The following is a 24,954-nucleotide window of genomic DNA, read 5'->3' on the forward strand; positions in this document are numbered from 1 at the left end:
ACCGTCACACGTGCGGCGACGGCCGGTCGAGGGACGGAAAAAGCCAATTCCTGCGAATTTCCGGACGGGTTTTGCTAACTTGCGAAAATCACTATTGACAATGGTGTTATACAGTTGTCCGATGGCCAAGATATTCTCGGGCGCGCGGCTGCGGCGGCTGCGCGAGGAGCGCGGCCTGAGCCAGACGGACCTGGCCCGCCATCTGAGCATCTCGCCGAGCTACCTCAACCAGATCGAGCACGACGTGCGGCCGCTCACCGCCCAGGTGCTCATCCGGGTCACCGACCTGTTCGGCGTCGACCCGGCCGTGTTCGCCCCGCACGACACCCCGCAGCTGGTCGCCGGGCTGCGCGAGGCGCTCGCCGGGGCCGGCAGCGTCGCCGACCTCACGGAGCTGGCCACCCGGCTGCCGGATGTCGCCGAGTCGGTCATCGACCTGCACCGCCGCTACCGGCAGGTCGCCGACCAGCTCACCGAGCTCGTCGGGGACCGCGGGCCGCTCGGGCGCAGCCCGCACGACCAGGTGACCGAGTTCTTCTACCGCCGGCAGAACTACGTGCCCCAGCTCGACGAGGCGGCCGAGCTGCTCGCCGCCCGGATGCGGCTGCGCCGGGGCCAGGTGCGGGCGGCGCTGCAGGACCGGCTGGCCGAGCGGCACGGGGTGCAGCTGCGCCACGACGACGCCGAGACGCTCGACGGCGAGCTGCACCGGTTCCGGCCGCACACCCGCACGCTGCACCTGTCGACGTCGCTGAAGGCCGGGCAGGAGGCCACCCGCATGGCGGCGCAGCTGGCCCTGCTGGAGTACGCCGACGTGATCGACGAGATCGTCGAGGAGGAGCGCTTCGACGACGTCCAGACGCAGATCCTGACCCGGGTGGGGCTGGCCAACTACTTCGCCGCGGCGCTGATCCTGCCGTACGAGCAGTTCCTGAGCGCGGCCGAGGAACGCCGCTACGACATCGACCTGCTCACCGAGCACTTCGCGATGGGCTGGGAGACGGTCTGCCACCGGCTCAGCACGCTGCAGCGGCCGCGGGCGCGCGGGGTGCCGTTCTCGTTCGTGCGGGTCGACCGGGCCGGGAACATGTCGAAGCGCCAGTCCGCGACCGGCTTCCCGTTCTCGCGCACCGGCGGCACGTGCCCGCTGTGGAACGTGTACGAGGCGTTCAGCTCCCCCGGCCGCCCGGTGACGCAGGTGGCGGCGATGCCGGACGGGCAGCGGTACCTGTGGATCGCCCGCACCGTGACCCGCCACCACGGCGGCTACGGCCAGCCCGGCAAGGTGTACGCGATCGGGCTGGGCTGCGAGATCCGCCACGCCGCCCGGCTGGTCTACTCCACCGGCATGGACCTGCACGACGCAGCGGCGGCGATGCCGATCGGGCCGGGCTGCAAGACCTGCGAGCGGGCGACCTGCCCGCAGCGGGCGGCGGCGCCGATCAGCCGCCGCCTGGACCTGGACGAGAACCGCAGCACGTTCATCCCGTACCCGCTGCAGGGCCCCTGAGACTCAGAGGTCGCCCAGGCGGTCGGCCGGGAGGACGGTGTACTGCCGCAGGGAGAGGTCCCGGAAGGTGACCGGGCCGCGGGGCCCGGGCACGCGGTCGATGTTGATACCGGTCTCGGGGACGTTGAGCAGCTTGAAGCCGTCCAGCAGGCGGGTCGTGGCGTTCCAGAAGGCGCCGGTGCCGGCGTAGGCGGACAGGAACTCGCGGGCCGCGCCGGCGTCCTCGGTGACGATGCCGGCGGCCAGGCCCGACGTCTCGTCGTTGGCGACGCGGGCGGCGTCGAGGGGCCCGTCGACCGGGGCGAGCGTGATCGTCGCCTCGCGGTCGGAGTCCAGCGCCCACTCGTACCCCAGCGGGTGCGCGTGCGGCGGCAGCGACAGCGCGATGCGGGGCCCGACGGCGGCCTCGACCCGGGGCACGAGCGCGTCGTAGTGGTCGCGGTGGATGAGCAGCAGGTTGAGCCGGTTGCACACGCCGAGCCGGTCGAGGCCGGCGCCCACGAGCGCGAGGGCCTTCTCGAGGTCGGCGGCGGCGTCGATGTACAGCACCCCGCCCCCGTCGGCGTGGGCCAGGGTCCGCACACCCTGCAGGGCGGCCTTCTCGGCCAGGGTGCGGGTGCTCTCGCCGCTGCCGCGCAGGATGACCAGCGGGATCAGGCCCGGCTGGGCGACGAGCGCGTCGGCCGAGCCGCGGCCCCGCGCCCGGATGAGCTGCACGGCGGCGGGGTCGAGGCCGGCCTCGGCCAGGGCCGGGCTGACGATCTCGTCCATGATCGCCGACGCGGAGGCCAGCGCGGCCGAGCCGGTGCGCAGCACGCCGCCGTTCTGCGACTTCACCAGCTGGGAGGCGACGTCGACGGTGACGTTGGGCCGGGCCTCGTAGTTGGCGCCGATGACGCCGACCGGGCGCCGCCACTCCTGCAGGACCAGGCCGCCGCCGAGCTCGCGGACGGTGCGCCGGGCCGGCTCGGGCTCGACGTCGGCGAGGATGTTGAGCTGCTCGGCCATGCCGGCCAGCCGGGCCTCGTCGAGGCGGAGCCGGTCGAGCAGGCCGCCGCTCATGCCGCCGGCCTCGGCGGCCTCGACGTCGGCCCGGTTGGCGGCGAGGACCGTCTCCGGGGCGGTGGCGAGGCGCCGGGCCATGCCGCGCAGCGCCTCGTCGATCGTCTTGGCCGGCGCGGCGGCGAGGGAGCCGGCGGCGGCGCGCGCGGCCCGGGCCGCGGCGGCGACGATCTCGTGGACGTCCTGCGATTCGGTCACGGCCCGGCTCTCCCTCAGTGCGAACGCTTGCGTGCCTGAAGAGTGTAAGTAAGCGGCAGCCGCCCCGGTCGTTCGGCCAGCCGGTACTCGCCCTCCTCGTCACCGACCGTGAAGCCCGGCAGCGGGTCCCACGGGCAGCTGTCGTGCTCCTGCAGCATGGTGAGCTCCAGGCCCGCGTCCAGCAGCGCGGTGACGATCTCGCCGAGGCCGTGGTTCCACTGGTGCGTGGTGTTGTGCTCGAACCGCGCCTCGGTCTCGACGTACGTGCTGGCGTCGGTCCACACCAGCGGGTCGGTCTGCTCGAAGTAGGGGAAGTGCACGGCGAGCACACCGTCGCCGCGGGTCTCGTCGATGCTCCACAGCATCGGGTGGCCCTCGCGGATGAACAGCCGGCCGCCCGGGCGCAGCAGGCCGGACACGACGGCCGCCCAGCGGCGGACGTCGGGCAGCCAGCACAGGGCGCCGACGCCGGTGTACACCAGGTCGAAGGCTCCCGGCTCGAGCACGTCGAGCGCCTTGTACACGTCGGACTCGACGAAGTCGACCTCGGCGCCGGTGCGCTCGGCGAGGGCGCGGGCCTCGGCCAGCGACGCCGGGGAGAAGTCCAGGCCGGTGACGCGGGCGCCGAGGCGGTACAGCGACAGCGTGTCGGTGCCGATGTGGCACTGCAGGTGGACGGTCCGCAGCCCGCGCACGTCGCCGAGGCGGGGCCGGTCGAAGCGGACGACGTCGCTGAGGTACTGCGGGTCGCCGGCGAACCGCGCGAGGTTGTAGCCCGGCGAGGCGGCGTGGGCCGGCGCGCGCTCGTCCCACTGGGCGCGGTTGAGGCGGAGGTATTCGCTCACCCGACGACCATCACACACTGGTCAAGCGCAATAACCTCCGTCTCAGACGGAAATCGCCTCCGTCGGCGCGTGCAGCGCGCTGCGCTTGGCGGCCGGCAGCAGCACGGGCGGGACGTGCACCGGCACGTCGACCGCCGCCGACAGGATCAGGGCGAGGGCCACGCTGGTCGGGCGCGCCTCCGGCAGCTTGTCGAGGCTGGCCGCGCACACCTCGGCCACCTCCGCCGGCAGCCCGTCGATGCGCGGCAGCGGCGCCGGCGGGACGTGGCGGTGGGAGCGCAGCACCTGCTCGTCGGTGTCGGCGGGCCACGGCAGCCGGCCGGTCAGGCACTGGTACAGCAGGACGCCGACGGCGTACACGTCCATCGGCGCCGCCGCCGTGCTCGTCCACTCGGCGGTCGTGTCCAGCCGCTCCGGCGCCAGGTAGGTCGGCGTGCCCAGCAGCGAGCCGTCGGGCAGGCGGTCCGGCTGCCCGGCCTCGGCGGCCACGCCGAAGTCGAGGATCTTCGCGCCGGCCGAGGTCAGGACCACGTTGGCCGGCTTGATGTCGCGGTGCACGATGCCGTGGCCGTGCGCGGCCGCGAGGCCGGCGCCGACCTCCGCGCAGACCCGGCCGGCGACCCGCCAGTCGAGCGGGCCGCCCCGCATCACGGCGTCGAGGGCCTGGCCCTCCACCAGCTCCATCACCAGGTATGCGGTGCCGCGGCCGGCGCGCCGGGAGGTACCGAAGTCATAGACCGCGACCACGTTGGGGTGGGCGAAGCGGGCGCCGAAGCGGGCCTCGTTGCGGGCCCGGTCGAACGCGCCCTGGTCGGCGGTGTGCTCGGGCGTGAGCAGCTTCACGGCGACGGCACGGTCCAGCACCTCGTCGTGGGCCCGCCACACGCTGGCCATGCCGCCCTGTCCCAGCTTGCGCTCCAACCGGTACCTTCCGCCGAACAACCGCACGTGGTCCTCTTTCCCACCCGGAGCGAGGTTCAAGCGGAAACCCGACCGCACCCGGCGCGGCCCCCGGGGGCAACTCCCGTACGGTGACCTGGAGTACATGCCCGGACGCGCACGGTATCTCGTCACGGCCACCGGCGCCCTCGCCATCGCCGTATCGACGCTGGCCCCGGCGACGCTGAGCCGCATCGTGTGGATCCTCGGCGCGGCCGCGTGCGCCGCGCCCATGCTGGCCCGGCTGGTCCGCCGCCGGCGCTCGATCGCCCCCGCGTGGCGGCTGGTCGGCGCCGGGCTCGCCGCCCGGCTGCTGTCGGACGTGGTGTGGACGGTCGAGGCGCTCGCGCACCGCGGCGACGTGCCCTTCCCGTCCTGGAACGACCTGGGCTACCTGACCTCGTACGCGCTGCTCGTCGCCGGGCTCATCGGCGCCGCCGGCGGCCGGGCCCGCAGCGCCCTGCTCGACGCGTCGATCGTCGCGGCCGGCGTCGCCGTCATCGACTGGATCGCGCTGCTGCACCCGTACCTGCACCACACCTCGATGGGGCCGCTCGCGCTGAGCCTGGCGCTGGTGTACCCCGTCTGCGACCTGATGCTGTTCGCCGCCGCGATCCGGGCGCTGTTCACCGGGGCCGTGCGCAACCGGGCCAACGTGCTCATGCTCGGCTCGGTCGGGCTGCTGCTGGCGGCCAACACGATCTACTTCGCGCACGCCGCGCACGGCAGCACGCGCTCGGTCGCGGTGCTCGACAATGCGCTGTGGATCTGCTCGTACGTCGCGATCGGCCTCGCCGGCCTGCACCCGCGGCTGTTCGGCGAGCGCGGCGGCGCCGGCGAGGGGCACGACGTCGTGTCGGCCCGGCGCATCCTGCTGTTCGGCGCGGCGACCCTGCTGGGTCCGGCGGCCATCCTGGTCCGCATGGCCGGGTTCGAGGGGCCCGTCGCCCCCGGAGAGTGGCACCACCTCATCGTGCCCGCGATCCTCACGGCGGTGTTGTCGGTACTGCTGGTGACGCGCCTCGGCGGCCTGGCCCGCCTGGCCCAGCGCCGCCTGGCCGAGCTGGACGAGCACGGGCGGCGCCTGTCGGCCGCGCTCGTCGAGCGCGAGACCCTCGAGCACCAGCTGCGCCACGGCGCCCTGCACGACCCGGTGACCGGCCTGGCCAACCGGGCGCTGCTGACCCAGCGCATGGAGTGGGCGCTGCGCCGCCCCGACGCGGGCGCCCGGTCCCGCCACGCGCTGCTGCTGCTCGACGTCGACCGGTTCACCGACGTCAACGACGCCCACGGCATCGGGTTCGGCGACGAGGCGCTCATCGCGCTGGCGTACCGGCTGCGGACCCTCGCCGCCCCCGGCGACACCCTGGCCCGCCTCGGCGGCGACGAGTTCGCGCTGTTCGTGGAGTTCGCGCCGTCCGCGGTCGGCGACGCGTCCGGGCGGGAGGCGAACGCCTGCGCCGAAGCGGCGGAGGACCTCGCCGAGCTGCTGCGGGCCGAGGTGAAGGCGCCGCTGCGGGTCGGCGGGCGGGTCGTGCACCTGTCGGCGAGCATCGGCCTCGTCCACATCGACGGCCACGACCCGCGCGAGGCCGTCGCCGACGCCGAGCTGGCCCTGCGCTCGGCGAAGCGGGGCGGGCGGGACCGCGTGGTGCGGTACCGCACGCAGCTGCGAAGCGCCCGTGAGACCTTCACCCGCATCAGCGGCGGGCTGCGCCACGCGATCGAGCGCGGCGAGCTGGCGGTGCACTACCAGCCGGTCGTCGAGCTGCCGGGCGCGCGGATCGTGGCGGTCGAGGCGCTGCTGCGCTGGAACCCGCCGAGCGGCCCGGTGCCGCCGAACGACTTCATCCCGGTCGCCGAGGAGACCGGCGTCATCGTGCCGATCGGCGCGTGGGTGCTGGAGCAGGCCTGCCGCGACTTCCGCGACTGGCACCGGCGCTTCGGCGCGTCGCTGACCGTGAACGTCTCCGTGCGCCAGCTCGCCGAGCCCGGCTTCGCCGACGACGTGCTGGCGATCCTGGCCCGCACGGGCCTGCCCGCAAGCGCGCTCGTGCTGGAGATCACCGAGTCGGTGTTCGCCGGGGACGCCGACGCGCTGCCGGTCGCGCTGCGGCGGCTGCGCGCGGAGGGCATCCGCATCGCGATCGACGACTTCGGCACCGGGTACTCGTCGCTGTCGTACCTCAACGAGCTCCCCGTCGACATCCTGAAGATCGACCGGTCGTTCGTGCCGGCCGAGGCCGCCGGCGACCACGCGTTCACCCGCGCGGTGCTGCAGCTGGGCACCAGCCGCTCGCTGCCGGCGATCGCCGAGGGCATCGAGACCGCCGAGCAGGCCGAGCTGCTGCACGCGCTGGGCTGCCGGCTGGCCCAGGGGTACCACTTCGCCAGGCCCGGCCCGGCCGAGCAGCTCGAGGCCGCGTTCGCCCGGCTCAACCCGGCGCCCGCCGGATGAGACGCGACCCCGTCCTGGCCGCGATGGCCGTCGCCGGCGCGGCGCTGGTGTGCTGGTTCCTCGCCGGCATCGGCGGCGCCGCCGTGCAGGTCCGCCTCTACTGGACGGCGCTGCCGATCACCGATCTGCTGCTGTGCGTGCTGTCCGGCCGCGCCGCCCGCATGCCGCAGATGCCCGCGGACGCGCGTCGCTTCTGGCCCGTCGGTCCCCGCGCGATAAGCCGGGCCCCCGACGGGCGGGCGTCACGGCTCGGTGACGTCGGCGCTCGGCTCCATGTCCACGTACACGGGGTCGGCCAGCTCGCCGTGGGCCGTCACCGACAGGCGGGCGGTCTGGGTCGGCGGGGTGTGGCGGTCCCAGATTCGCTGGTTGCGGATCGTCGCCGCCGTGACGCGGGCGTTGACGGAGATGCCGGCGGCGGGGGTCAGGGAGGTACCGTTGCCGCGGATTCGGTTGTTGACCAGGAACGGGTCGATCAGGGCGCCGTCGATGCGGATGCCGTCGCCCGCGTTGTCCCAGATGTCGTTGCCGTCGAGGACCACGTCGGCGGCCGGGATGCGGATCGCGCCGGGCAGGTTGTGCTGGCGGTAGCCGTTGCCGCCGTTGCGGCTGATGCGCGTCGCCGCCACCGTGTACCCGCCGGGGGTGTTGCCGATGCTGACGCCGTCGCCCGGGTTGTCGTCCACGACACAGCCCGTGACGACGCCGTAGCGCCCGGCCACGTGCGTGGTGCCCTGGCCGGAGACGTCGAAGCCCGCGGTGTGGTTGCCGATCATCGTGCAGCCCGAGACGAGCAGGCCGTCGGCGCCCCAGTCCGAGATGCCGTACTTGTTGGCCTCCGCGTGGCAGCCCTGGATGCGGATGCCGCGCGGCGGGGTCCACGAGGCGTCCTGCAGCTCGACGAAGATGCCGTTGGTCCCGTTGTACAGCGTGACGCACTCACTGATGGTCAGTCGCTCGACCGCGCCCCAGCCGCCGACGCCGATGCCGATGCCGGCGCCGCCCTTCTCCCAGCCCGAGTCGAGCCGTCCACAGTGGACGGCGACGACCCGCTCGACCGCGGTGTCCTGCAGGAAGTCGCAGCCGAAGCCGGTCGCCGGCGTGTGGTGGATGTAGAGGTCGCGGAACGAGCCGCGCAGCACGTACTGCAGGCCCAGGCCCTTGGCCAGCACGTCGTACGCCGGCAGCGTCATCTGCGAGCCGTCGATCTCGAACCCGGCGAACGTCACGTCGGCGATCGCGCGGCCGGTCGACGCGCCGTGCTGCAGCGCGGTCCAGAACGCCAGCGGCACGGCGGTGGCCGGCGCGCCCGGGTTGGACAGCACGAACCGGGTGGCCGAGGGGCCGTCGCCGATGAGCGACACGCCGGTGCGCCAGACGGTGCCGGCGTCGCGGATCGCGTACGTGCCGGCGGGGCAGTAGATCACCTCGCCGGGCGGGCAGGCGTCGACGAGCCGCTGCAGGGCCGGCTGGTCGTTGGTGACCCCGTCGCCGGCGAGGCCGTGCTCGCGTGCGTTGATCACCGGGCCCTTCTACCCGCGGCGCCGGGAGTATGCGGGCGGGCTCACGAACGGTCTGCCGCCCGCTCGCGTGCATTGATCACTGGGCCCTTCCAGCCGCGGCGCCGGGAGTATGCGGCGGCCTCACGAAGGGTCTGCCGCCCGCAGCGCCGTGAGGATGCGGGCGGCCTCACGAAGGGTCTGCCGCCCGCAGCGCCGTGGGGATGCGGGCGGCCTCACGAAGGGTCTGCCGCCCGCAGCGCCGCGAGGATGCGGGCGGCCTCACGAAGGGTCTGCCGCCCGCAGCGCCGTGGGGATGCGGGCGGCCTCACGAAGGGTCTGCCGCCCGCAGCGCCGTGAGGATGCGGGCGGCCTCACGAAGGGTCTGCCGCCCGCAGCGCCGTGAGGATGCGGGCGGCCTCACGAAGGGTCTGCCGCCCGCAGCGCCGCGAGGATGCGGGCGAGGTCCTCCCGGTCGGCCGCCGGCAGGGCCGCGAAGAAGCGCTCACCCTGAGCGCCGCGCTCCGCACGGATCTTTCCCGCGACGGTGGTTCCCGAGCCCGTGAGCTCCACCAGCGTCGCCCGGCGGTCGGCCGGGTCGGGGAGGCGCTCGACCAGGCCGCGCTCCTCCAGCCCGTCGACCACCTCGGTCGTCGAGCGCGGCGCGATCTTGAGGTGCTCGGAGAGCTCGCTCGGGCGCATGGTGCCGTGCCGGGCCAGCACGCTCAGGGCGCGCGCCTGTCCCGGCGTGATGCCCCACGGCTGCAGCGACGCATGTGACTGATGCCGCAGCAGGCGGGCCACGCTCCAGAAAAGCTCGGAGAGGCTCTCGTCCTCCACGGGAACACAGTAGCAGGGGATGGTGTTGTTGCCTCATAGTGAGGTAACCTCAGTACATCCGACAGAAAGGTGTTCCCCTTGGAGCCCAACCGCCCCACCCGCGCCCGCGGGTCCCGGAAGGTCAGCGCCGCCGAGAAGGCGCAGGCCAAGCAGGTCTCACTGGCCCGCATCGGCCGTCTGTTCACCGCACATCGCGGCCGTCTCTCGGTCGTCGTGCTCATCATCGTGGCGTCGTCGGTCCTGTCGATGGCGTCGCCGTTCCTGCTCCGCGAGGTCATCGACCGCGCCCTGCCCGATCGCGACACCCGGCTGCTCGTCTGGCTCGTGCTCGGCATGGTCGCCGTGGCCGCCGTCACCGCCGCCTTCGGCGTGATCCAGACGTGGCTGTCGACCCAGGTCGGCCAGCTCGTCATGCACCGGCTGCGCACCGACGTCTTCACCCACCTGCAGCGGCAGTCGATCGGCTTCTTCACCCGCACCCGCACCGGCGAGGTGCAGTCCCGCATCACCAACGACATCGGCGGGATGGAGGCGGTCGTCACCAACACCGCCACGTCCATCGCGTCCAACCTGACCACCGCGGTCGCGACCGCCGTCGCCATGGCGGCGCTGTCCTGGCGGCTCTCGCTGGTCTCCCTCGTCGTGCTGCCGCCCGCGATCTACCTGACCCGCAAGGTCGCGAGCATGCGCCGCGAGATCACGGCCCAGCGCCAGCGCGAGCTGGCCGACCTCAACGTGACGATCGAGGAGGGCCTGTCGATCTCGGGCGTGCGGCTGAGCAAGACCATGGGCGCCGGCAGCGCGCTGGTCGCCCGCTTCTCCGCCTCCTCCGAGCGCCTGATCGACCTCGAGCTGCGCTCCGAGCTGGCCGGCCGCTGGCGGATGGCGTCGATGAGCATCATCTTCGCCGCGATCCCGGCGATCATCTACCTCAGCGCCGGGCTGCCGATGACCGCCGGCACGCTGAGCATCGGCACGCTGGTCGCGTTCACCGCGCTGCAGGCGGGGCTGTTCCGGCCGCTCATGGGGCTGCTCGGTGTGGGCGTCGCGCTGACGAGCTCGCTGGCGTTGTTCGCGCGCATTTTCGAGTACCTCGACCTGCCCGTCGAGGTCGCCGAACCGGCCCGCCCGGTGCCGCTCGGCGACGTGCGCGGCCACCTGCGCTTCGAGGACGTCACGTTCACCTATCCCGGCTCCGACGCCGCGGCCGTCGCCGGCGTCTCGCTCGACGTGCCGGCCGGCAGCTCGCTCGCCCTGGTCGGCGAGACCGGCTCGGGCAAGAGCACGATCGCCGCGCTGATCGCCCGCCTGCACGACCCGACCGCCGGCCGCATCACCATCGACGGCGTCGACCTGCGCGACCTGCGCCTGGACGACCTCGCCGCGGTGGTCGGCGTGGTGAGCCAGGAGACCTACCTGCTGCACACCACGGTCCGCGAAAACCTGCGCTACGCGAAGCCCGACGCCACCGACGCCGAGCTCGAGTCCGCCGCCCGCGCCGCCCGCATCCACGACCTGATCGCGTCCCTGCCCGACGGCTACGACACGGTCGTCGGCTCCCGCGGCCACCGCTTCAGCGGCGGCGAGCAGCAGCGCATCGCGATCGCCCGCACCCTGCTGCGCGACCCGCGCATCCTCGTGCTCGACGAGGCCACCAGCGCCCTGGACACGGAGACCGAGCGCGCCGTCCAGCGCGCCTTCGACGACCTGGCCCGCGGCCGCACCACCATCACGATCGCCCACCGCCTCTCCACCGTCCGCGACGCGGACCAGATCGCCGTGATCGACCACGGCCGCGTCATCGAGCAGGGCACGCACTCGTCCCTGCTGTCGGCCGCCGGCACCTACGCCACGCTGGCCTCGTAACCGCCCGGCCCGCCCGCGGGCCTTCCCATCACCCCGTGTCCCTCCCCCTCCCCCGCCGCCGCGCCCATCCGCACCACCGCGCCCGTCCCCCTCACCGCCGCGCCGATCCACCCGCGGCCGCCCGTTCCAGCGGCGCCACGGCCTTCGCCGCCACGGCCCTCGCCACCGCCACCGCCTTCGCCACCGCCCTCGCCACCGCCTTCGCCCACCGCCACGGCCCTCACCACGGCCCTCGCCACCGCCACCGCCCTCGCCACCGCCACCGCCCTCGCCACGGCCCTCGCCACCGCCACGGCCTTCGCCACCGCCACCGCCGTCCCTCGGGGCCACCACATGGGCCGCTGTCCACGGCTTCTCCGCGGCCTTCGGGCTTGGCACTCCATGCGGCCTGGCCAAGCAGCGCCCTTTCCCGCGCATTGAAAGCACCATCGGTGCGGGGCGTTGCGCGCGGCGGGCCCGCTTTCATGATCGATGCCGACGGTGATCGATTGGCGACTTGGGGGCATGGGGTCGGGGAAAGCCCTGATGACGGCGGTGGCGCGAGGGGCGCATGCTGGATGCATGGGTCGTTTCCTGGTAGGTGCCATCGCGGTTGTCGTCGGCCTCTTCGTGGTCGGCGCGATCGCCAGCTGGCTGTTCCACGTGCTGCTCGGCAGCATCTTCTATCTGCTCATCGGCGCGGTTGTCGTCGGTGGAGCCCTCTGGCTCTACGGGCGGGCCAAGCGCAGTCTCGGCACCCCCCGCAACCAGCGCCGTATCGAGGCGGGCATGGCCACCTGGCGTCAGCGCAACCGCTGATCACGCCGTAATCCGCGCCCGACCAGGCCCAACCTGCGCCGGCCCGGCTCGGCGCGCTGACGCGGGCGCCGCCGCGGCACCAACGCGGCGCCCGGGCCCCACCTGCGCCGGCCCGGCTCGGCACGCCGACGCGGGCGCCGCCGCGGCACCAGCGCGGCGCCCGGGCCCCACCTGCGCCGGCCCGGCTCGGCACGCCGACGCGGGCGCCGCCGCGGCACCAACGCGGCGCCCGGGCACAACGCGCGCCCGGTCACCGCGAACGGACGGCGTCACCGGCGACCGAGCGGCGCCGCTGCGGCCGGACGGAGTCACCAGGACCTCGTCCTCGTAGCGGGGGCTCGCCTCCGCCTCGCCCGGCGCCAAATCGACCAGGGCCGGGACCAGGACATCGGTGTGCAGCGCCAGGGCGAGGTGCAGCGGGGGCATCAGAAGGCGTCGCGGTGCTCGGCGACGTACTGCGCGAAGGAGCGCGCCGGGCGCTTGAGCACCTCCTCGACCGTCGGGGTCGGGGGGTGTTGCGGTGCGGCGAGGTGGCGGCGGTACCGGGCCATCAGCGCCTCGACGAACGCCGGCGGCAGGCCGCGCGACGTCATCTGGGCGGCCGCGGCCTCGGGCGTGACCTCCTCGAAGCGCAGCGGGCGGCCGAGCACGGCGCCCAGGACGGCGACCTGCTCGCCGTGCGTGAGCGACTGCGGGCCGGTCAGCTCCAGGATGCCGTCGCCCTCCCCGAGCAGGGCTCGCGCCGCGACCTCGGCCACGTCGCGCTCGTCGATGAGGGATTCCTCAAAGCCGCGGAAGGGGTACCGCACCACGTCCCCGAAGCGCAGCTGCGGGCCGAAGGCGCGGGTGGTGTTGCTGGCGAACGAGCTGGCGCGCAGGCTGACCCACGACAGGCCGCTCGCCGCGGCGGCGCGGTCGATCTCGCGGTTGCGGTCGCCGGCCAGGCGTGAGGGCTGCTGGTCGAGGGGGTCGTCGACGTTCATGGCGGACAGGACGACTGCCCGGCGTACACCTTGATCGGCGGCCAGGGCCAGGATCTGCGCCGCGCGGTCGCCCGCGACCCGGGGGTGCAGGAACATCGCGGCGATCTCGCCGGGCGCGGCGGCGCCCAGGACGCCCTCGACGGTGGTGTTCGCGGCCCGGCTGACGGCCCGCACGGCCACGCCCTCGGCGTTGAGGGTGGCGACGAGATGCCGGCCGATCGTGCCGGTGGCGCCGGTTACGAGGATCATGGCGGTCCCTTCCCGTATCCTGGGTTCGACGGCGATATCTTACGAGTTTCATAATATACGGGTCGAGGATCAAGAAGATATGAGTTCCGTATCACCTCCGCGGCGGCGCACGACGAACGCGATCAAGGAGTCGCTGCGGACCCTCAGCACGCAGCTGTCGGTGCTCAACCATCAGGTGGGCACCCGACTGGAGCTGCGGGACGTGGACTTCGACTGCCTCGACCTCGTCAGCCGCTTCGGCCCGCTGAGCCCGAGCGCCCTGGCCCGCCGCGCCGGCCTGCACCCGGCGACGATGACCGGCGTCCTGGACCGCCTCGAGCGGGGCGGCTGGATCGCCCGCGACCGCGACCCGTCGGACCGCCGGGCGGTCGTGGTGCGCGCGCTGAAGGACCGCGCCGCCGAGGTGTACCAGCTGTTCTCCGGCATGAACGGCCGCATGGACGAGTTGTGCGCCGGGTACGACGACGCGCAGCTGGAGCTGCTGGCATCGTTCCTGGAGCGGGTCGCCGAGGCCGGACGCGTGTCCGCCGACGAGCTGGCGGAGGGCGAGCCCAGCTGACCCCGGCGGCCCGCCATTTTGTGCCGTGGCACGAAAAATCCGGCGCTGGCGCGCCAGATTTTTCGGATTTATACGGTATCGGGGTATAAGTCCGAAATGTCAGGCGCGCCAGCGCCGGACATTTCGGGCACGCCCCCAGTTACGGCAGGTCAACGCTTGCCCGCGGCTGCCGCGGGGCCAAACCGCGGTCGCGGCGTGGCGCGGGCCTCAAGGTCAGGAGAGGTCCCAGAGGCGGACCACGCCGTCCTTCGAGGCGGTGGCCAGCACGCTCGCGTCCGTTGCCCGCAGCTGCGACCGGGGCAGCCCCGCGGCGACCGTAAGCCGCCGCGGGGCCGAACCGTGCTCGCGGCGTGGCACGGGCCTCATGGTCAGGAAAGGTCCCAGAGGCGGACCACGCCAACCTTCGAGGCCGTGGCCAGCACGCTCGCGTCCGTTGCCCGCAGCTGCGACCGGGGCAGCCCCGCGGCGACCGTAAGCCGCCGCGGGGCCGAACCGTGCTCGCGGCGTGGCACGGGCCTCATGGTCAGGAGAGGTCCCAGAGGCGGACGACGCCAACCTTCGAGGCCGTGGCCAGCACGCTCGCGTCCGTTGCCCGCAGCTGCGACCGGGGCAGCCCCGCGGCGACCGTAAGCCGCCGCGGGGCCGAACCGTGCTCGCGGCGTGGCACGGGCCTCATGGTCAGGAAAGGTCCCAGAGGCGGACCACGCCGTCCTTCGAGGCCGTGGCCAGCACGTTCGCGTCCGTCGGGCTGAAGGACAGCGCCTCGACCGGGCTGCCGGACTGGGCGTAAGGGCTGCCGATCGCCGTGCGGCCCGAGGTGTTCCAGATGCGCACCGTGCCGTCGTCGCCGCCGCTGGCCAGGCGGGCGCCCGTACGGTCGAAGGCCACCGCGTTCACCGCGCCCGAGTGGCCGGTCAGCTTGCTCGCCGCCACGCCCGCCTGGTCGGGCCACAGCAGCACGGCCCCGTCGGTGCCGCCGCTCGCGGCCGTGACGCCGTCGGGGCTGGACGCCACGGCGCGGATGGTGCCGCTGTGCTTGATGACCGTCTCGACGGGCAGGGCGGCGGCGCCGGAGGCGGTGGTGTACCGGATGATCTCCGGCCGGTCGCCCCCGACCACGATGCGGTCGGCCTGGCGCGGGTTGAACGCGAGCGCCGTGATCGCGCCGCTGGGCAGCGGGTCGAGTTCGGCCGCCGGCGACCCGTCGGCCAGGCGGTACACGATGGCCACCCCGCCCTCGCCGCCGACCGCGAGCATGGCGCCGCTCGCGTCGAAGGCCAGCGCGTTGACGACGAACGTGCGGCTCGGGCGCGGGATCGGGTCGAGCTCGGCGCGGGTCGCGGCGTTCCACACATGGATCTTCTGGTCGTCGCCGGCCGCCGCGATGAGCTTGCCGTCCGGGCTGTACGCCACGGCGCGCAGCGGGCCCGCGGCGGTGAGCGGCGCGCCGTCGGCGGAGCGCTTGGAGACGTTCCACAGCCGTACCGTCTTGTCGTCGCCCGCGGTTACCAGGCGCGTGCCGTCGGGGCTGAACGCGACGGCTCGCACCGCGCCGGCGTGCCCTTCCAGCTCGGCGACGACCGGCCCTCGACCGCGCCACCAGTACACGCCGCCGCCCACGGCCGCGAGCGCCACCACGACGAGCGCGACGAGCACGAGCCGCCCCCTGCCGCGCTTCGGCGCCACCGGCTTCGGCGGCTGGGGCTTCGGCGTCGCTGGCTTCGGCGTCGCTGGCTTCGGCGTCGCTGGCTTCGGCGGCTGGGGCTTGGGCGGTGCGTCCACTGTGGACACTGCGGGTGACACCGGAGCCGCCGGAACCACCGGAACCGGAGCCGCCGGGGAGACCGGGGGCGCGACGACCGGGTGCAGTTCGGCCGTCGGCGGCGCGTACTCCGCGCGGGTGGTCGGCGCGAGCAGGCTCCCCTCGGCGACGACGAGCTCGGGCTGCTCCACGATCGTCGGCGCGATCCGCAGCGTACGGTGCAGCAACGTCGCGGCCAGCGGAATCCGCGACGACCCGCCGACCAGGAACACCCCGCCGATGCGTTCCGGCGCGGCCCCCGCGTCGCGCAGCACCTTCACGGTCAGGGCGACGGTCCGGTCCAGATACGGCCGCGCGGCGTGCTCGAATTCCTCCCGCGTCAGGTGTACGGCGGTGTCGACAAGCGGCAGATGCAGGTCCGCGGTCGCGTGCCGGGTCAGCTGCTCCTTGGTCGCCCGGGCCCCGGTCCACAGCGCCCGCCGCGCCTGCTGGTCGGCGTGGTTCTGCGGCCAGTCGAGCCGCCCCCACGCCTCGGTCGCCCCGGCGGTGAGCCCGCGGGCGTGCTGCACCACGGCGGCGTCGAGGTCGAGCCCGCCCACGTCGGCGAGCCCGTCCGCGGCGACGACCTCGAACCCGCCGGCCAGCCGCCGGACCACGCTGACGTCGAATGTGCCGGCCCCCAGGTCGTACACCACCAGGCACTGCCCGGCATCGAGCTCCCGCACGGTGGCGAAGTAGGCGGCCGCGGCCACCGGCTCGGGCACCAGGCCCGGCTCGCCCAGCCCCGCGCGCGCGGCGGCGTCGGCGAGCAGCCCGAGCCTCGTACGCCCCCACGCCGCCGGATGCGTCAGCACCACCTCGGTGACCGGCTCCCCCGCGACCCGCCGCGCCTCGTCCCCGACACGCCGCAGGACGGCCGCGAGGACCTCCGCGATCGGGTACTCCCGCTCCCCCAGCCACACGGTCCCGTCATCGATGCGCCGCTTGGGGTTGGCCTCGAGCCCGGCGGGCTGCGCGGTCGCGGCCCGCTCGGCGTCGAGCCCGGTCAGCAGCTCGGGCCCGGCCCCGGCGAAGACGGCCGAGGACAGCAGCGGCGAGGCGTCGAACAACAGCGGGCGGACGGGGCCGCCGCTCGGTACGGCCAGCACGGCCACGGTTGTCGAGGTGCCCAGATCGATACCGAGCCGGTAAGCCACTCGCACACTGTACGCACCGCTTCCAACCGCTCACCCCGGCGCCGCGGACCCATCACCACCCGCGCCGCCGGCCCGAAGCCGCCACCGCACCGCCAGCCGCGCGAGCGCCAGGCCGCACCCGCGCGCGGCGAGGCCGCGGTTGCCCACCCGAGCCGCCACCGCACCGCCAGCCGCGCGCGCCAGGCCGCACCCGCGCGCGGCGAGGCCGCGGTTGCCCACCCGCGCGGCCGGCCCGAAGCCGCCACCGCACCGCCAGCCGCGCGCGGCGAGGCCGCGGTTGCCCACCCGCGCCGCCAACCTGCGGCCGCCCACCGCCGCACCTGCAGCGCCAGTCCGCCATTGCCGGTGGCTGCCGACGCCGCTGGCCCTCACTGGCCGCGCCGCCCCGGCCCGCCCCCTGGCTCATCGCAGGGCCTGCCGCCAACTGCTGCCGCCTCACGCCGCCAGCCCGCCGGTGGCTGCCGTGGCTACGACGTTTCCGCCAGGTCAGGCAGTTGCCAAGGTCAACGACCACGCCCGGCTCGGTGCATGCCGGATTTATACCCTGACAGGCGAAAAATCCGACATGTCGTGGCGCGGAGCGCCCGACATGTCGCGCCGCCAAGCGAGCGGCGAGTGGAACCGACACCCGGGGAAAGCAAAGGCCGCTCGACAGCATTGAGCGGCCTCACGTGTTGCGGGCGACGGTCAGGGGCGCGGGGTCAGGACGAAGAGCGGGATCGTGCGGTCGGTCTTGGCCTGGTACTCGTCGTAGTCCGGCCAGGTCGCCGTGGCGCGCTTCCACCACAGCTCCTTCTCCTCCCCCGTAGCCTCATGCGCGTCGTAGTCGCGCTTCACCGGCCCGTCCTGGAGTTCGACGTGCGGGTTGGCCTGCAGGTTGTGGTACCACACCGGGTGCTTCGCGGCGCCGCCCAGTGACGCCACGACCGCGTACTGCCCCTCGTGCTCCACGCGCATCAGCGGGGTCTTGCGCAGCTTGCCGCTCTTGGCGCCGCGCGACGTGAGGACGATGATCGGGCGGCCCCGCATGGTGTTGCCCTCGGCGCCGTTGGTGCGCTCGAAGACCTCGACCTGGTCGCGGGACCAGTCGGTGGGGCTCGGCTCGTACTCACCGGTCAGCGGCATAGCTGCTCCTTACGACGGTTTCTCCTTGATATCGCCTTCGACGCTACCCTCGGCCGGCGGCCCCGAATCGTCTTCCGCCTTGTTCTCGTCCTCCTCGGCGGGCTCGGTGCCGGGCGGTTCCCGGTCCTCGGTGGGCTCGCCGTGGGGGTGCTCGGCGAGGTACCGCACGGCCGTGTTCCCGACCGCGAGCAGCGGCACGGCGACGAGGCCGCCGATGATGCCCGCGGCCACGACGCCCGTGGTGATGGCGAGGATGATGGCGAGCGGGTGCAGGGCGACCGCGCGGCCCATAATGAGCGGCTGCAGGACATGACCCTCCAGCTGTTGTACGGCGATGACGACCCCCAGCACCAGCAGCGCGCTGACCGGGCCGTGGGTGACGAGCGCGACGAGCACCGCCACGGCGCCCGAGAGGGTGGCGCCGACGACGGGGATGAACGCGCCGAGGAACACCAGGGCGGCCAGCGGGAGGGCGAGCGGTATCCGCAGTACCGTCACGCCGATCCCGATGCCGACCGCGTCCACGAACGCGACCAGCACCGTCGCGCGGACGTAGGAGACCAGGGTGAACCACGCGTAACGGCCGGCGCGGGCGACGGGCTGCTCGGCCTGGCCGGGCAGCAGGCGGCACAGGAACGTCCAGATCTGGCCGCCGTCGCGCAGGAAGAAGAACAGCGTGAAGAGCACCAGGAAGAAGCCGGTCAGCAACTCGCCGAGCGTCGTCGCGGTGCTGAGCGCGCCGGAGGTCAGGGCGCCCCGGTTGGCCGCGATCTGGTGCTCCAGCGAGTTGATCATGTTGTCGAGCTGGCGCTCGGAGATGTGCAGCGGGCCGTGGGCGAGCCAGGCGCGGATCTCGTTCAGGCCGCCGCGGGCCTGCCCGGCGACGTTGTTGAACTGCGCGATGAAGGTGTACACGATGGCGCCCAGGACGCCGAACACCACGACGAGGCCGCCGACGAGCACGATCGCGGCCGCCAGGGAGCGGTGCAGGCCGCGGCCGCGCAGCCAGCCGGCGACCGGCTCGAGCAGCGCGGCGAGCAGGATCGCCACGACGACCGGGATCACCATGAGGTGCAGGGCGGCGATGAGGCGCAGCAGGAGGTACCCGGCGAGGGCGAACAGGACGATGCGCCAGGCCCAGGCGGCGGCGACCTTGATCCCGGGCGGGATCCCGTCCTCCACTGTGGACGCCGGCCGGACCTCCACGGAGGAGGGGAACAGCGGCGCGCGGCGCGCCGTGCTCAGCCGCGTCCGGGCGCGCTCGCCGACCTGCGTGAACCACGTCGTCATGGGCGGCCAGTACCCCCGATCGGGCGGGGTCAACCGATCGAGGGATACCGAGGCCGGGGGCCGTTGCGGCTACTTCTCCCGGTCGTAGCGGGCGAAGTCGTCGTCGTTGTCTTTGCTGCTCGTACGCCAGATGTCGCCGTTGCAGGTGTACGGCGACGGGTCGAGGTTGGGCTGCAGCTCGATGCGGCCCTTGGGCGAGCCGTCGACGTTGATGGTGACGACCGTGGTGGCCTCGCCGCCGGCGAAGGACATGACGCCGTCCTTCGTCGTGAGCTTCCACTCGGTGCGGCCCTCCCACGTGGCCGTGACGTTGCGGCCGTCGTCGGTCTTGCCGCTGTACACCGTCTTGGTGTCGTCCTCGACCGCGTTGCCGTCGGCGCGGATCTCCCAGACCTTGCCGCCGCCACTGAACTTGATCTTGGTCAGCTTCTCGCGCGTGCCGACGTCGGTGCCGGTGAGGTCGACGATGTGCTGGTACGTCGTCTGCTTCCACGTGCCGATGAGGCACGAGTCGACCGGGCCCTGCGACGCGGCGACCGGCGGCGTGGGGTCGCTCGAGCCGCGGTTGAGCGCGACGACGACGATCGCCACGACGAGCACGACGAGCAGCACCGAGCTCACGATCAGCGCGGCGAACCAGCGGTTGCGCCGGCGCTGCGGGACCATCGGCGCGCCCAGCTCGACCGGCGGCCCGGACTGCGGCGCCGCCTGGTACGCGGGCGGGGCGCTGTAGGGCGTCGCGTACGGCACGGCGGAGTACGGCGGCGCCTGCTGCGGATACTGCGGCTGGGCCGGCTGCGGGTACTGCTGCGGCGGGTACTGCGGCTGAGGCGCCTGAGGCTGCGGGGGATACTGCGGCGGCGGGTACTGCGGCTGCTGCGGCTGACCGTAGGGTGGCTGGGGCGGGTAGCCGCCCGGCGGCGTCCGGCCGTAGCCTCCGCTGGGATCGGGCTGCTGCCACTGCCTGCTCGGGTCCACGTTTCGTTCCTCCCCCATGTCGCCGTCCGGGCGCGCGGCGACAAGACGCCTCTCAATGTTCACGCGGGCGATCCGCGCCATTCGCCGTCGAGAATGGCATACACCGGGATCTTTCGCAGGTCGCGCGATCCGACAAAAGCCGCGAAACGCCTGGCCGTTGAGCTGCTGAATCACAGTTGGCGCCAACTGGCCGACCCACTCGGGGACTTTCTGTGTGACGATCGATCGCAGCGGGTACCCATCGCGAACCGGGCAGGCCCGTCGGAGGAGGTTGGGCGTCATGCTCAGCGAGAGCGAGCAGAAGCGGCTCGCGGACATCGAAGCCGCACTGCGCAACGACACGCGCTTCGTCAATGGATTCAACCGGGCCATGACACGCCGGATCACGCCCCGCCGGGTGACCTCGGTGATCATCGCCATCGCTGCGGTCATCGGGGCCGTCATCGGGCTCGGCGCCGGCAGCGTCCCCGCCACGGTGCTGGCCATATGCGGTCTGGGCGTCGCCGGTGGCGTCTGGACGTACCGGTCCCAGGCCACCCCCGAGCCCCCCAGCCACATCTCCTGACCTGCACTTCCGCATTCCCCGGCCCCGGCCTCCCGGAGCCGGGGATTCGCACGTCCAGGTACTTCTCGCGCGCCCGCCGCCGCGCCCGTGTCACAGTTGTCCGATGCTGGCCCCGATCGCCCGGATCAAGGTCGCGCTCAACGGCGGCCGGCCGCCCGGGTCGCATCCCGCGCTGCCGTGCACGCCCGCCGAGCTGGCCGCCGCCGCCCGGGCCGCCGTCGCCGCCGGGGCCGAGGCCGTCCACCTGCACCCCCGCGCGGCCTCCGGCGCCGAGTCGCTCGACGCCGATGACGTCGGCGCCGCGGTCGCCGCGGTGCGCGAGGCCTGCCCCGCCACCCCGATCGGCGTGACCACCGGCCTGTGGATCACGGGCGGCGACGCCGGGACCCGGCTGGTCGCGGTGCGCGGCTGGGGGAGGCTTCAGCGGTACCAGAGGCCGGATTTCGCCTCGGTCAACGTCTCGGAGCCGGGCTTCACCGCCCTGCTCGACGCCCTCGACGAGCTCGGCGTCGCCGTCGAAGCCGGCGTGTGGAGCGTCGCCGACGCCGGCGCCCTGCCGATCGCCGCCGACCTGCCCCGTCTGCTCGTCGAGGTCATGCGCCCCGGCGTGGACGCGCAGGCGATCCTGGCCCGCCTCGACGAGGCCGGCGTCCCCGGCCGGCGGCTGCTGCACGGCGAGGGCGAGCTGTGCTGGCCGATGGTCGCGCTCGCCGGCCGGCTCGGCCTGCCGACCCGCATCGGCCTGGAGGACACGCTCACCGGCCCGGACGGCGCCCCCGTCGCCGACAACGCCGAGCTCGTCCGGCTCGCGCTGTCGGTGTGGTCGGCGGCGGCGTCAGCGTAGGTTCCAGGCGACGGCGGACAGCACCGCGCCGAGCGGCGCGTCGAGGAGGATCGTCGCGAGCGCGTCGCCGCGCGTGGGCCCCTGGTTGACGATCGCGATCGGCAGCCCGAGCTTCGCCGCGCGTACGACGAACCGCCGCCCCGACATGACGGTCAGCGACGACCCGAGCACGAGCAGGCCGGCGCAGCGCTCGACGAGGTCGAAACAGTGCTGGACGCGCTGGGCGGGCACGCTCTCGCCGAAGAAGACCACGTCGGGCTTGAGCATCCCCGCGCAGCGGCGGCAGTCCGCGACGACGAACCCGGCCGCCTGCTCGTCGGTGAGGTCGACGTCGCCGTCCGGGTTGATCTGGTCGCTCGTCGCCGTGAAAGTTTCGTTCGCCTCGGCCAGCCGCGCGTGCAGTTCGGTGCGCCCCGACAGCTCACCGCAGTCGAGGCACACGACCCGGTCCAGCGCCCCGTGCAGCTCGACGACGTCGCCGGCCCCGCCCGCCTGGTGCAGGCCGTCGACGTTCTGCGTGATGATCCCGGCCAGCAGGCCGCGGGCCTGCAGTCGGCCGACCGCCAGGTGCCCGGCGTTGGGCGCGGCCCGGGCGATGTTGCGCCAGCCGAGGTGGCTGCGCGCCCAGTAGCGCCGCCGGGCGATCGGGTCGCGCGTGAACGTCTGGTACGTCATCGGCTGCGCGTTGCGCCGCATCCCGCTCGGCCCGCGGTAGTCGGGGATGCCGGACTCGGTGGAGAGGCCCGCGCCGCTGAGCACCAGGACCCCGCCCTTGCCGACGAGCCGGCTCAGCGCCTCCACAGTCTGTTCCACGGCACCAATCCTGCCTCGCGTTCCGCCTTCCTCCCCTTCGGCCACTTTCACGAGATATCCGATATTTCGCCTGGTCGGGTATAAAACCGACAAGTCGCGGCGCGGAGCGCCCGACTTGTCGGGGAGGGACCAAACGCCCAGCCGTCGCGGGTGTTCAGGAGGTTCGGGTGGAGCCAGGCTCCCCCAGCGGGGATAGCACAGTATCGTGTCGGCATGGGTTTGGTGAGCAAATTCAACGCCTGGCGGCGCAAGCTGCAGGAGCAGCCGGGCACCACGATCGACCTCGAGCCGATGCGGGCGCTGCTGCCGGAGATCGAGGAGCGCGAGGCCGAGCTGTCCGAGCTCACCGACGATGAGCTGCGCGCCGCCGCTAAGGCGCTGCACCAGCGGGAAGACCCCAAGGACTTCGTCGAGGCGTGCGCGCTCGGGCGCGAGGCGGCCAAGCGGGCGCTGGACGAGCGGCCGTATGATGTGCAGCTCCTCGGCGCCCAGGTGCTCCTCGCCGGGCACGTGGTCGAGATGGCCACCGGTGAGGGCAAGACGCTGACGGCCGCGATCGCCGCCGCCGGATATGCCGCGCAGGGGCCCGTCCACGTGATCACCGTGAACGACTACCTGGCGCGGCGCGACGCGGAGTGGATGCGCCCGGTGTACGAGCTGCTCGACCTGACGGTCGGGTGGGTCAACGAGTCGTCGACGCCGGAGGAGCGCCGGGAGGCGTACGCGAAGGACATCACGTACGTGTCGGTCAGCGAGGCCGGGTTCGACCTGCTGCGCGACTCGATCGTGACGGACACGAACGACCGGGTGCACCGCGAGCTCGGCACGGTGATCATCGACGAGGCCGACTCGATCCTCATCGACGAGGCGCGCGTGCCGCTGGTGCTGGCCGGGTCGACCATCGCCGGCGAGGACCAGCCGGTCGCGATCGCCGAGATCATCGGCGGGCTGCACCGCGACCACGACTACGAGGTCGTCGACGAGGGGCGCACGGTGCACCTGACCACGCGGGGGCTCCAGCGGGTCGAGGCGGCCCTGGGCGTCGACCTGTACGCCGAGGAGAACGTCGACACGCTGACCGCCGTCAACCTGGCGCTGCACGCCGAGGCGCTGCTGGTGCGCGACGTCGACTACATCGTGCGCGACGAGCGCGTCGAGCTCATCGACGAGTTCCGCGGGCGGGTCGCCCAGCGCCGCCGGTGGCCCGACGGGCTGCAGGCCGCGGTCGAGGCGAAGGAGAAGATCCGCAGCAGCGGCGGCGGCACGGTGCTGCAGACCATCACGGTGCAGGCGTTCCTCACGCAGTACAAGAAGATCTGCGGCATGACGGGCACGGCCATCCCGGTCGGTGACCAGCTGCGCGAGTTCTACAAGCTCGAGGTCGCGGTGATCCCGCCGCACCTGCCCAACATCCGCAAGGACTGGCCCGACCGCGTCTACGCCTCGGCCGAGGAGCGCGACATCGCCGTCGTCGCCGAGATCGCCGCGATGCACGCGACCGGCCGGCCGGTGCTCGTCGGCACGCTGAGCGTCGCCGAGTCGGAGCGCCTCGCCGCCACCCTCGCCGAGGAGGGCGTCGAGTGCGTGGTGCTCAACGCGAAGAACGACGAGGCGGAGGCGGCCATCGTCGCCGAGGCCGGCGCGGTCGGCGCGGTGACCGTCTCCACCCAGATGACCGGCCGCGGCGTCGACATCCGCCTCGGCGGCAGCGACGAGAAGGAGCGCGAGCGCGTCGCCGAGCTCGGTGGCCTGTTCGTGATCGGCACCGCCCGCAACGACTCCCGCCGCATCGACGACCAGCTGCGCGGCCGCGCGGGCCGCCAGGGCGACCCCGGCGAGTCGATGTTCTTCGTGAGCCTCGAGGACGAGCTGATCCAGCGGTACGGCCCGGAGCCCATGCCGATGGGGCAGGCCGACGCCGACGGCGCGATCGACGACGAGGACGTGCGGTGGGCGATCGGCTCCGCCCAGCGGGTCGCCGAGACCGTCAACCTCGAGATCCACCGCAACACGTGGCGGTACAACTACCTGCTCGACCAGCACCGCCAGCTGCACGGCAAGCGCCGCGAGGAGCTGCTCACCACCGACGCCGCCGGCGAGCTGCTCGCCGAGCGGGCCCCGGACAAGTACAACGAGCTGTCCGAGGAGCTCGGCGAGGAGACGGTGCTGCGCATCGGCCGCCAGATCGCGCTGTTCCACGCCGACAACGCGTGGTCGGAGCACCTGGCCGACATGAGCGAGCTGCGCGAGGGCATCCACCTGCGCGTCCTCGGCTCGCAGGACCCCCTCGACGAGTTCCACCGCGAGGCGATCCCGGCGTTCCGCGGCCTGCTGGCCGAGATCGACAACCGCACGGTCTCCGAGTTCGAGGAGCTGGAGATCGAGGGCCCGGACTGGGAGCCCGCCGACGCCGGCCTGGTCCGCCCGAGCGCCACGTGGACGTACGTGGTCAGCGACAACCCGTTCGGCTCGGAGATGGAGCGCTTCTTCGCCGGCATGGTGAAGCTGTTCCGCTCCGGCCGCGGCGTCAAGAAGAGCTGAACCGGCGCGCGAGGGCCGGCCACCGCGGACGCGG

Annotated in this window: 21 protein-coding genes and 1 pseudogene; 8 read left to right on the forward strand and 14 right to left on the reverse strand. The window is 73.6% G+C overall.

Annotated features, from left to right (window positions below; all coding sequences use genetic code 11):
- Window positions 1-121 precede the first annotated feature (121 nt).
- Window positions 122-1,510, forward strand: coding sequence for a short-chain fatty acyl-CoA regulator family protein (locus tag ACQEVU_RS37950; RefSeq protein ID WP_433332359.1), 1,389 nt, complete (start codon window positions 122-124; stop codon window positions 1,508-1,510).
- A gap of 3 nt (window positions 1,511-1,513) precedes the next feature.
- Here ACQEVU_RS37950 and ACQEVU_RS37955 read toward each other — a convergent pair whose 3' ends face one another.
- Genes ACQEVU_RS37955 through ACQEVU_RS37965 form a run of 3 tightly spaced genes read right to left on the reverse strand, consistent with a single transcriptional unit; the run spans window position 1,514 to window position 4,536 of the window.
- A complete protein-coding gene (locus ACQEVU_RS37955) occupies window positions 1,514-2,770 on the reverse strand; it encodes an aldehyde dehydrogenase family protein (protein WP_433332361.1) in 1,257 nt (418 codons plus the stop codon).
- A gap of 14 nt (window positions 2,771-2,784) precedes the next feature.
- Entirely contained in the window at window positions 2,785-3,615 is an 831-nt protein-coding gene (locus tag ACQEVU_RS37960) for a class I SAM-dependent methyltransferase (RefSeq protein ID WP_433332363.1), read from the reverse strand.
- Window positions 3,616-3,657: 42 nt separating this feature from the next.
- Window positions 3,658-4,536 (reverse strand): serine/threonine-protein kinase, encoded by an 879-nt coding sequence (locus ACQEVU_RS37965; protein WP_433332365.1) that lies wholly within the window; start codon window positions 4,534-4,536, stop codon window positions 3,658-3,660.
- 124 nt (window positions 4,537-4,660) lie between these two features.
- Between ACQEVU_RS37965 and ACQEVU_RS37970 the strand changes: the two genes are divergently transcribed.
- Window positions 4,661-7,012: a putative bifunctional diguanylate cyclase/phosphodiesterase gene (locus ACQEVU_RS37970; protein WP_433332367.1), complete on the forward strand. Its 2,352-nt coding sequence runs from the start codon at window positions 4,661-4,663 to the stop codon at window positions 7,010-7,012.
- A gap of 368 nt (window positions 7,013-7,380) precedes the next feature.
- On the opposite strand, the pseudogene ACQEVU_RS37975 reads toward ACQEVU_RS37970, so the two are convergent.
- Window positions 7,381-8,535, reverse strand: a pseudogene (locus ACQEVU_RS37975) (right-handed parallel beta-helix repeat-containing protein); the annotation flags it as partial.
- A 396-nt stretch (window positions 8,536-8,931) separates the two neighbouring features.
- Window positions 8,932-9,351 (reverse strand): MarR family winged helix-turn-helix transcriptional regulator, encoded by a 420-nt coding sequence (locus ACQEVU_RS37980; protein ID WP_433332369.1) that lies wholly within the window; start codon window positions 9,349-9,351, stop codon window positions 8,932-8,934.
- 78 nt (window positions 9,352-9,429) lie between these two features.
- Here ACQEVU_RS37980 and ACQEVU_RS37985 point away from each other — a divergent pair, with 78 nt between their 5' ends.
- Complete coding sequence (locus ACQEVU_RS37985) at window positions 9,430-11,217, forward strand: ABC transporter ATP-binding protein (protein WP_433332371.1); 1,788 nt, start codon at window positions 9,430-9,432, stop codon at window positions 11,215-11,217.
- Between the two features lie 561 nt (window positions 11,218-11,778).
- Window positions 11,779-12,015: a hypothetical protein gene (locus ACQEVU_RS37990; protein WP_433332373.1), complete on the forward strand. Its 237-nt coding sequence runs from the start codon at window positions 11,779-11,781 to the stop codon at window positions 12,013-12,015.
- Between the two features lie 425 nt (window positions 12,016-12,440).
- Here the strand turns inward: ACQEVU_RS37990 and ACQEVU_RS37995 are convergent, their stop codons facing one another.
- Window positions 12,441-13,247 carry an NAD(P)H-binding protein gene (locus tag ACQEVU_RS37995; protein WP_433332375.1) on the reverse strand — a complete coding sequence of 269 codons (807 nt, stop codon included), beginning with the start codon at window positions 13,245-13,247 and terminating at the stop codon, window positions 12,441-12,443.
- Between the two features lie 79 nt (window positions 13,248-13,326).
- On the opposite strand from ACQEVU_RS37995, the gene ACQEVU_RS38000 reads away from it, so the two are divergent.
- Window positions 13,327-13,806, forward strand: coding sequence for a MarR family winged helix-turn-helix transcriptional regulator (locus ACQEVU_RS38000; protein ID WP_433332377.1), 480 nt, complete (start codon window positions 13,327-13,329; stop codon window positions 13,804-13,806).
- A 213-nt stretch (window positions 13,807-14,019) separates the two neighbouring features.
- Here the strand turns inward: ACQEVU_RS38000 and ACQEVU_RS38005 are convergent, their stop codons facing one another.
- The 7 genes from ACQEVU_RS38005 to ACQEVU_RS38035 form a co-directional block, all read right to left on the reverse strand.
- Window positions 14,020-14,172 carry a WD40 repeat domain-containing protein gene (locus ACQEVU_RS38005; RefSeq protein ID WP_433332379.1) on the reverse strand — a complete coding sequence of 51 codons (153 nt, stop codon included), beginning with the start codon at window positions 14,170-14,172 and terminating at the stop codon, window positions 14,020-14,022.
- 2 nt (window positions 14,173-14,174) lie between these two features.
- A complete protein-coding gene (locus tag ACQEVU_RS38010; protein WP_433332381.1) occupies window positions 14,175-14,318 on the reverse strand; it encodes a hypothetical protein in 144 nt (47 codons plus the stop codon).
- Between the two features lie 11 nt (window positions 14,319-14,329).
- A complete protein-coding gene (locus ACQEVU_RS38015; protein WP_433332383.1) occupies window positions 14,330-14,482 on the reverse strand; it encodes a hypothetical protein in 153 nt (50 codons plus the stop codon).
- A gap of 2 nt (window positions 14,483-14,484) precedes the next feature.
- Complete coding sequence (locus ACQEVU_RS38020; RefSeq protein ID WP_433332385.1) at window positions 14,485-16,764, reverse strand: Hsp70 family protein; 2,280 nt, start codon at window positions 16,762-16,764, stop codon at window positions 14,485-14,487.
- A gap of 687 nt (window positions 16,765-17,451) precedes the next feature.
- Window positions 17,452-17,889, reverse strand: coding sequence for a nitroreductase family deazaflavin-dependent oxidoreductase (locus tag ACQEVU_RS38025; RefSeq protein ID WP_433332387.1), 438 nt, complete (start codon window positions 17,887-17,889; stop codon window positions 17,452-17,454).
- Window positions 17,890-17,898: 9 nt separating this feature from the next.
- Window positions 17,899-19,179: an AI-2E family transporter gene (locus ACQEVU_RS38030; RefSeq protein ID WP_433332389.1), complete on the reverse strand. Its 1,281-nt coding sequence runs from the start codon at window positions 19,177-19,179 to the stop codon at window positions 17,899-17,901.
- Window positions 19,180-19,248: 69 nt separating this feature from the next.
- The gene (locus ACQEVU_RS38035; protein ID WP_433332391.1) at window positions 19,249-20,157 is read right to left on the reverse strand and encodes a lipocalin family protein; all 909 of its coding nucleotides are present in this window, start codon (window positions 20,155-20,157) and stop codon (window positions 19,249-19,251) included.
- A 280-nt stretch (window positions 20,158-20,437) separates the two neighbouring features.
- Here ACQEVU_RS38035 and ACQEVU_RS38040 point away from each other — a divergent pair, with 280 nt between their 5' ends.
- Both ACQEVU_RS38040 and ACQEVU_RS38045 read left to right on the forward strand, forming a co-directional pair.
- Window positions 20,438-20,722: a DUF3040 domain-containing protein gene (locus tag ACQEVU_RS38040; RefSeq protein WP_433332393.1), complete on the forward strand. Its 285-nt coding sequence runs from the start codon at window positions 20,438-20,440 to the stop codon at window positions 20,720-20,722.
- Window positions 20,723-20,825: 103 nt separating this feature from the next.
- The gene (locus ACQEVU_RS38045) at window positions 20,826-21,566 is read left to right on the forward strand and encodes a 3-keto-5-aminohexanoate cleavage protein (RefSeq protein WP_433332395.1); all 741 of its coding nucleotides are present in this window, start codon (window positions 20,826-20,828) and stop codon (window positions 21,564-21,566) included.
- On the opposite strand, the gene ACQEVU_RS38050 is transcribed toward ACQEVU_RS38045, so the two are convergent.
- Complete coding sequence (locus ACQEVU_RS38050) at window positions 21,558-22,388, reverse strand: NAD-dependent protein deacetylase (protein WP_433335228.1); 831 nt, start codon at window positions 22,386-22,388, stop codon at window positions 21,558-21,560. The two genes, ACQEVU_RS38045 and ACQEVU_RS38050, sit on opposite strands and share 9 nt — an antisense overlap.
- Window positions 22,389-22,592: 204 nt before the next feature.
- Between ACQEVU_RS38050 and secA2 the strand changes: the two genes are divergently transcribed.
- On the forward strand, window positions 22,593-24,920 hold the full coding sequence (gene secA2, locus ACQEVU_RS38055; protein WP_433332397.1) for an accessory Sec system translocase SecA2: 2,328 nt from the start codon (window positions 22,593-22,595) through the stop codon (window positions 24,918-24,920).
- The last annotated feature ends 34 nt before the right edge of the window (window positions 24,921-24,954 follow it).

The organism is Dactylosporangium sp. CA-139066 (assembly GCF_050936175.1).
GTDB lineage: Bacteria > Actinomycetota > Actinomycetes > Mycobacteriales > Micromonosporaceae > Dactylosporangium.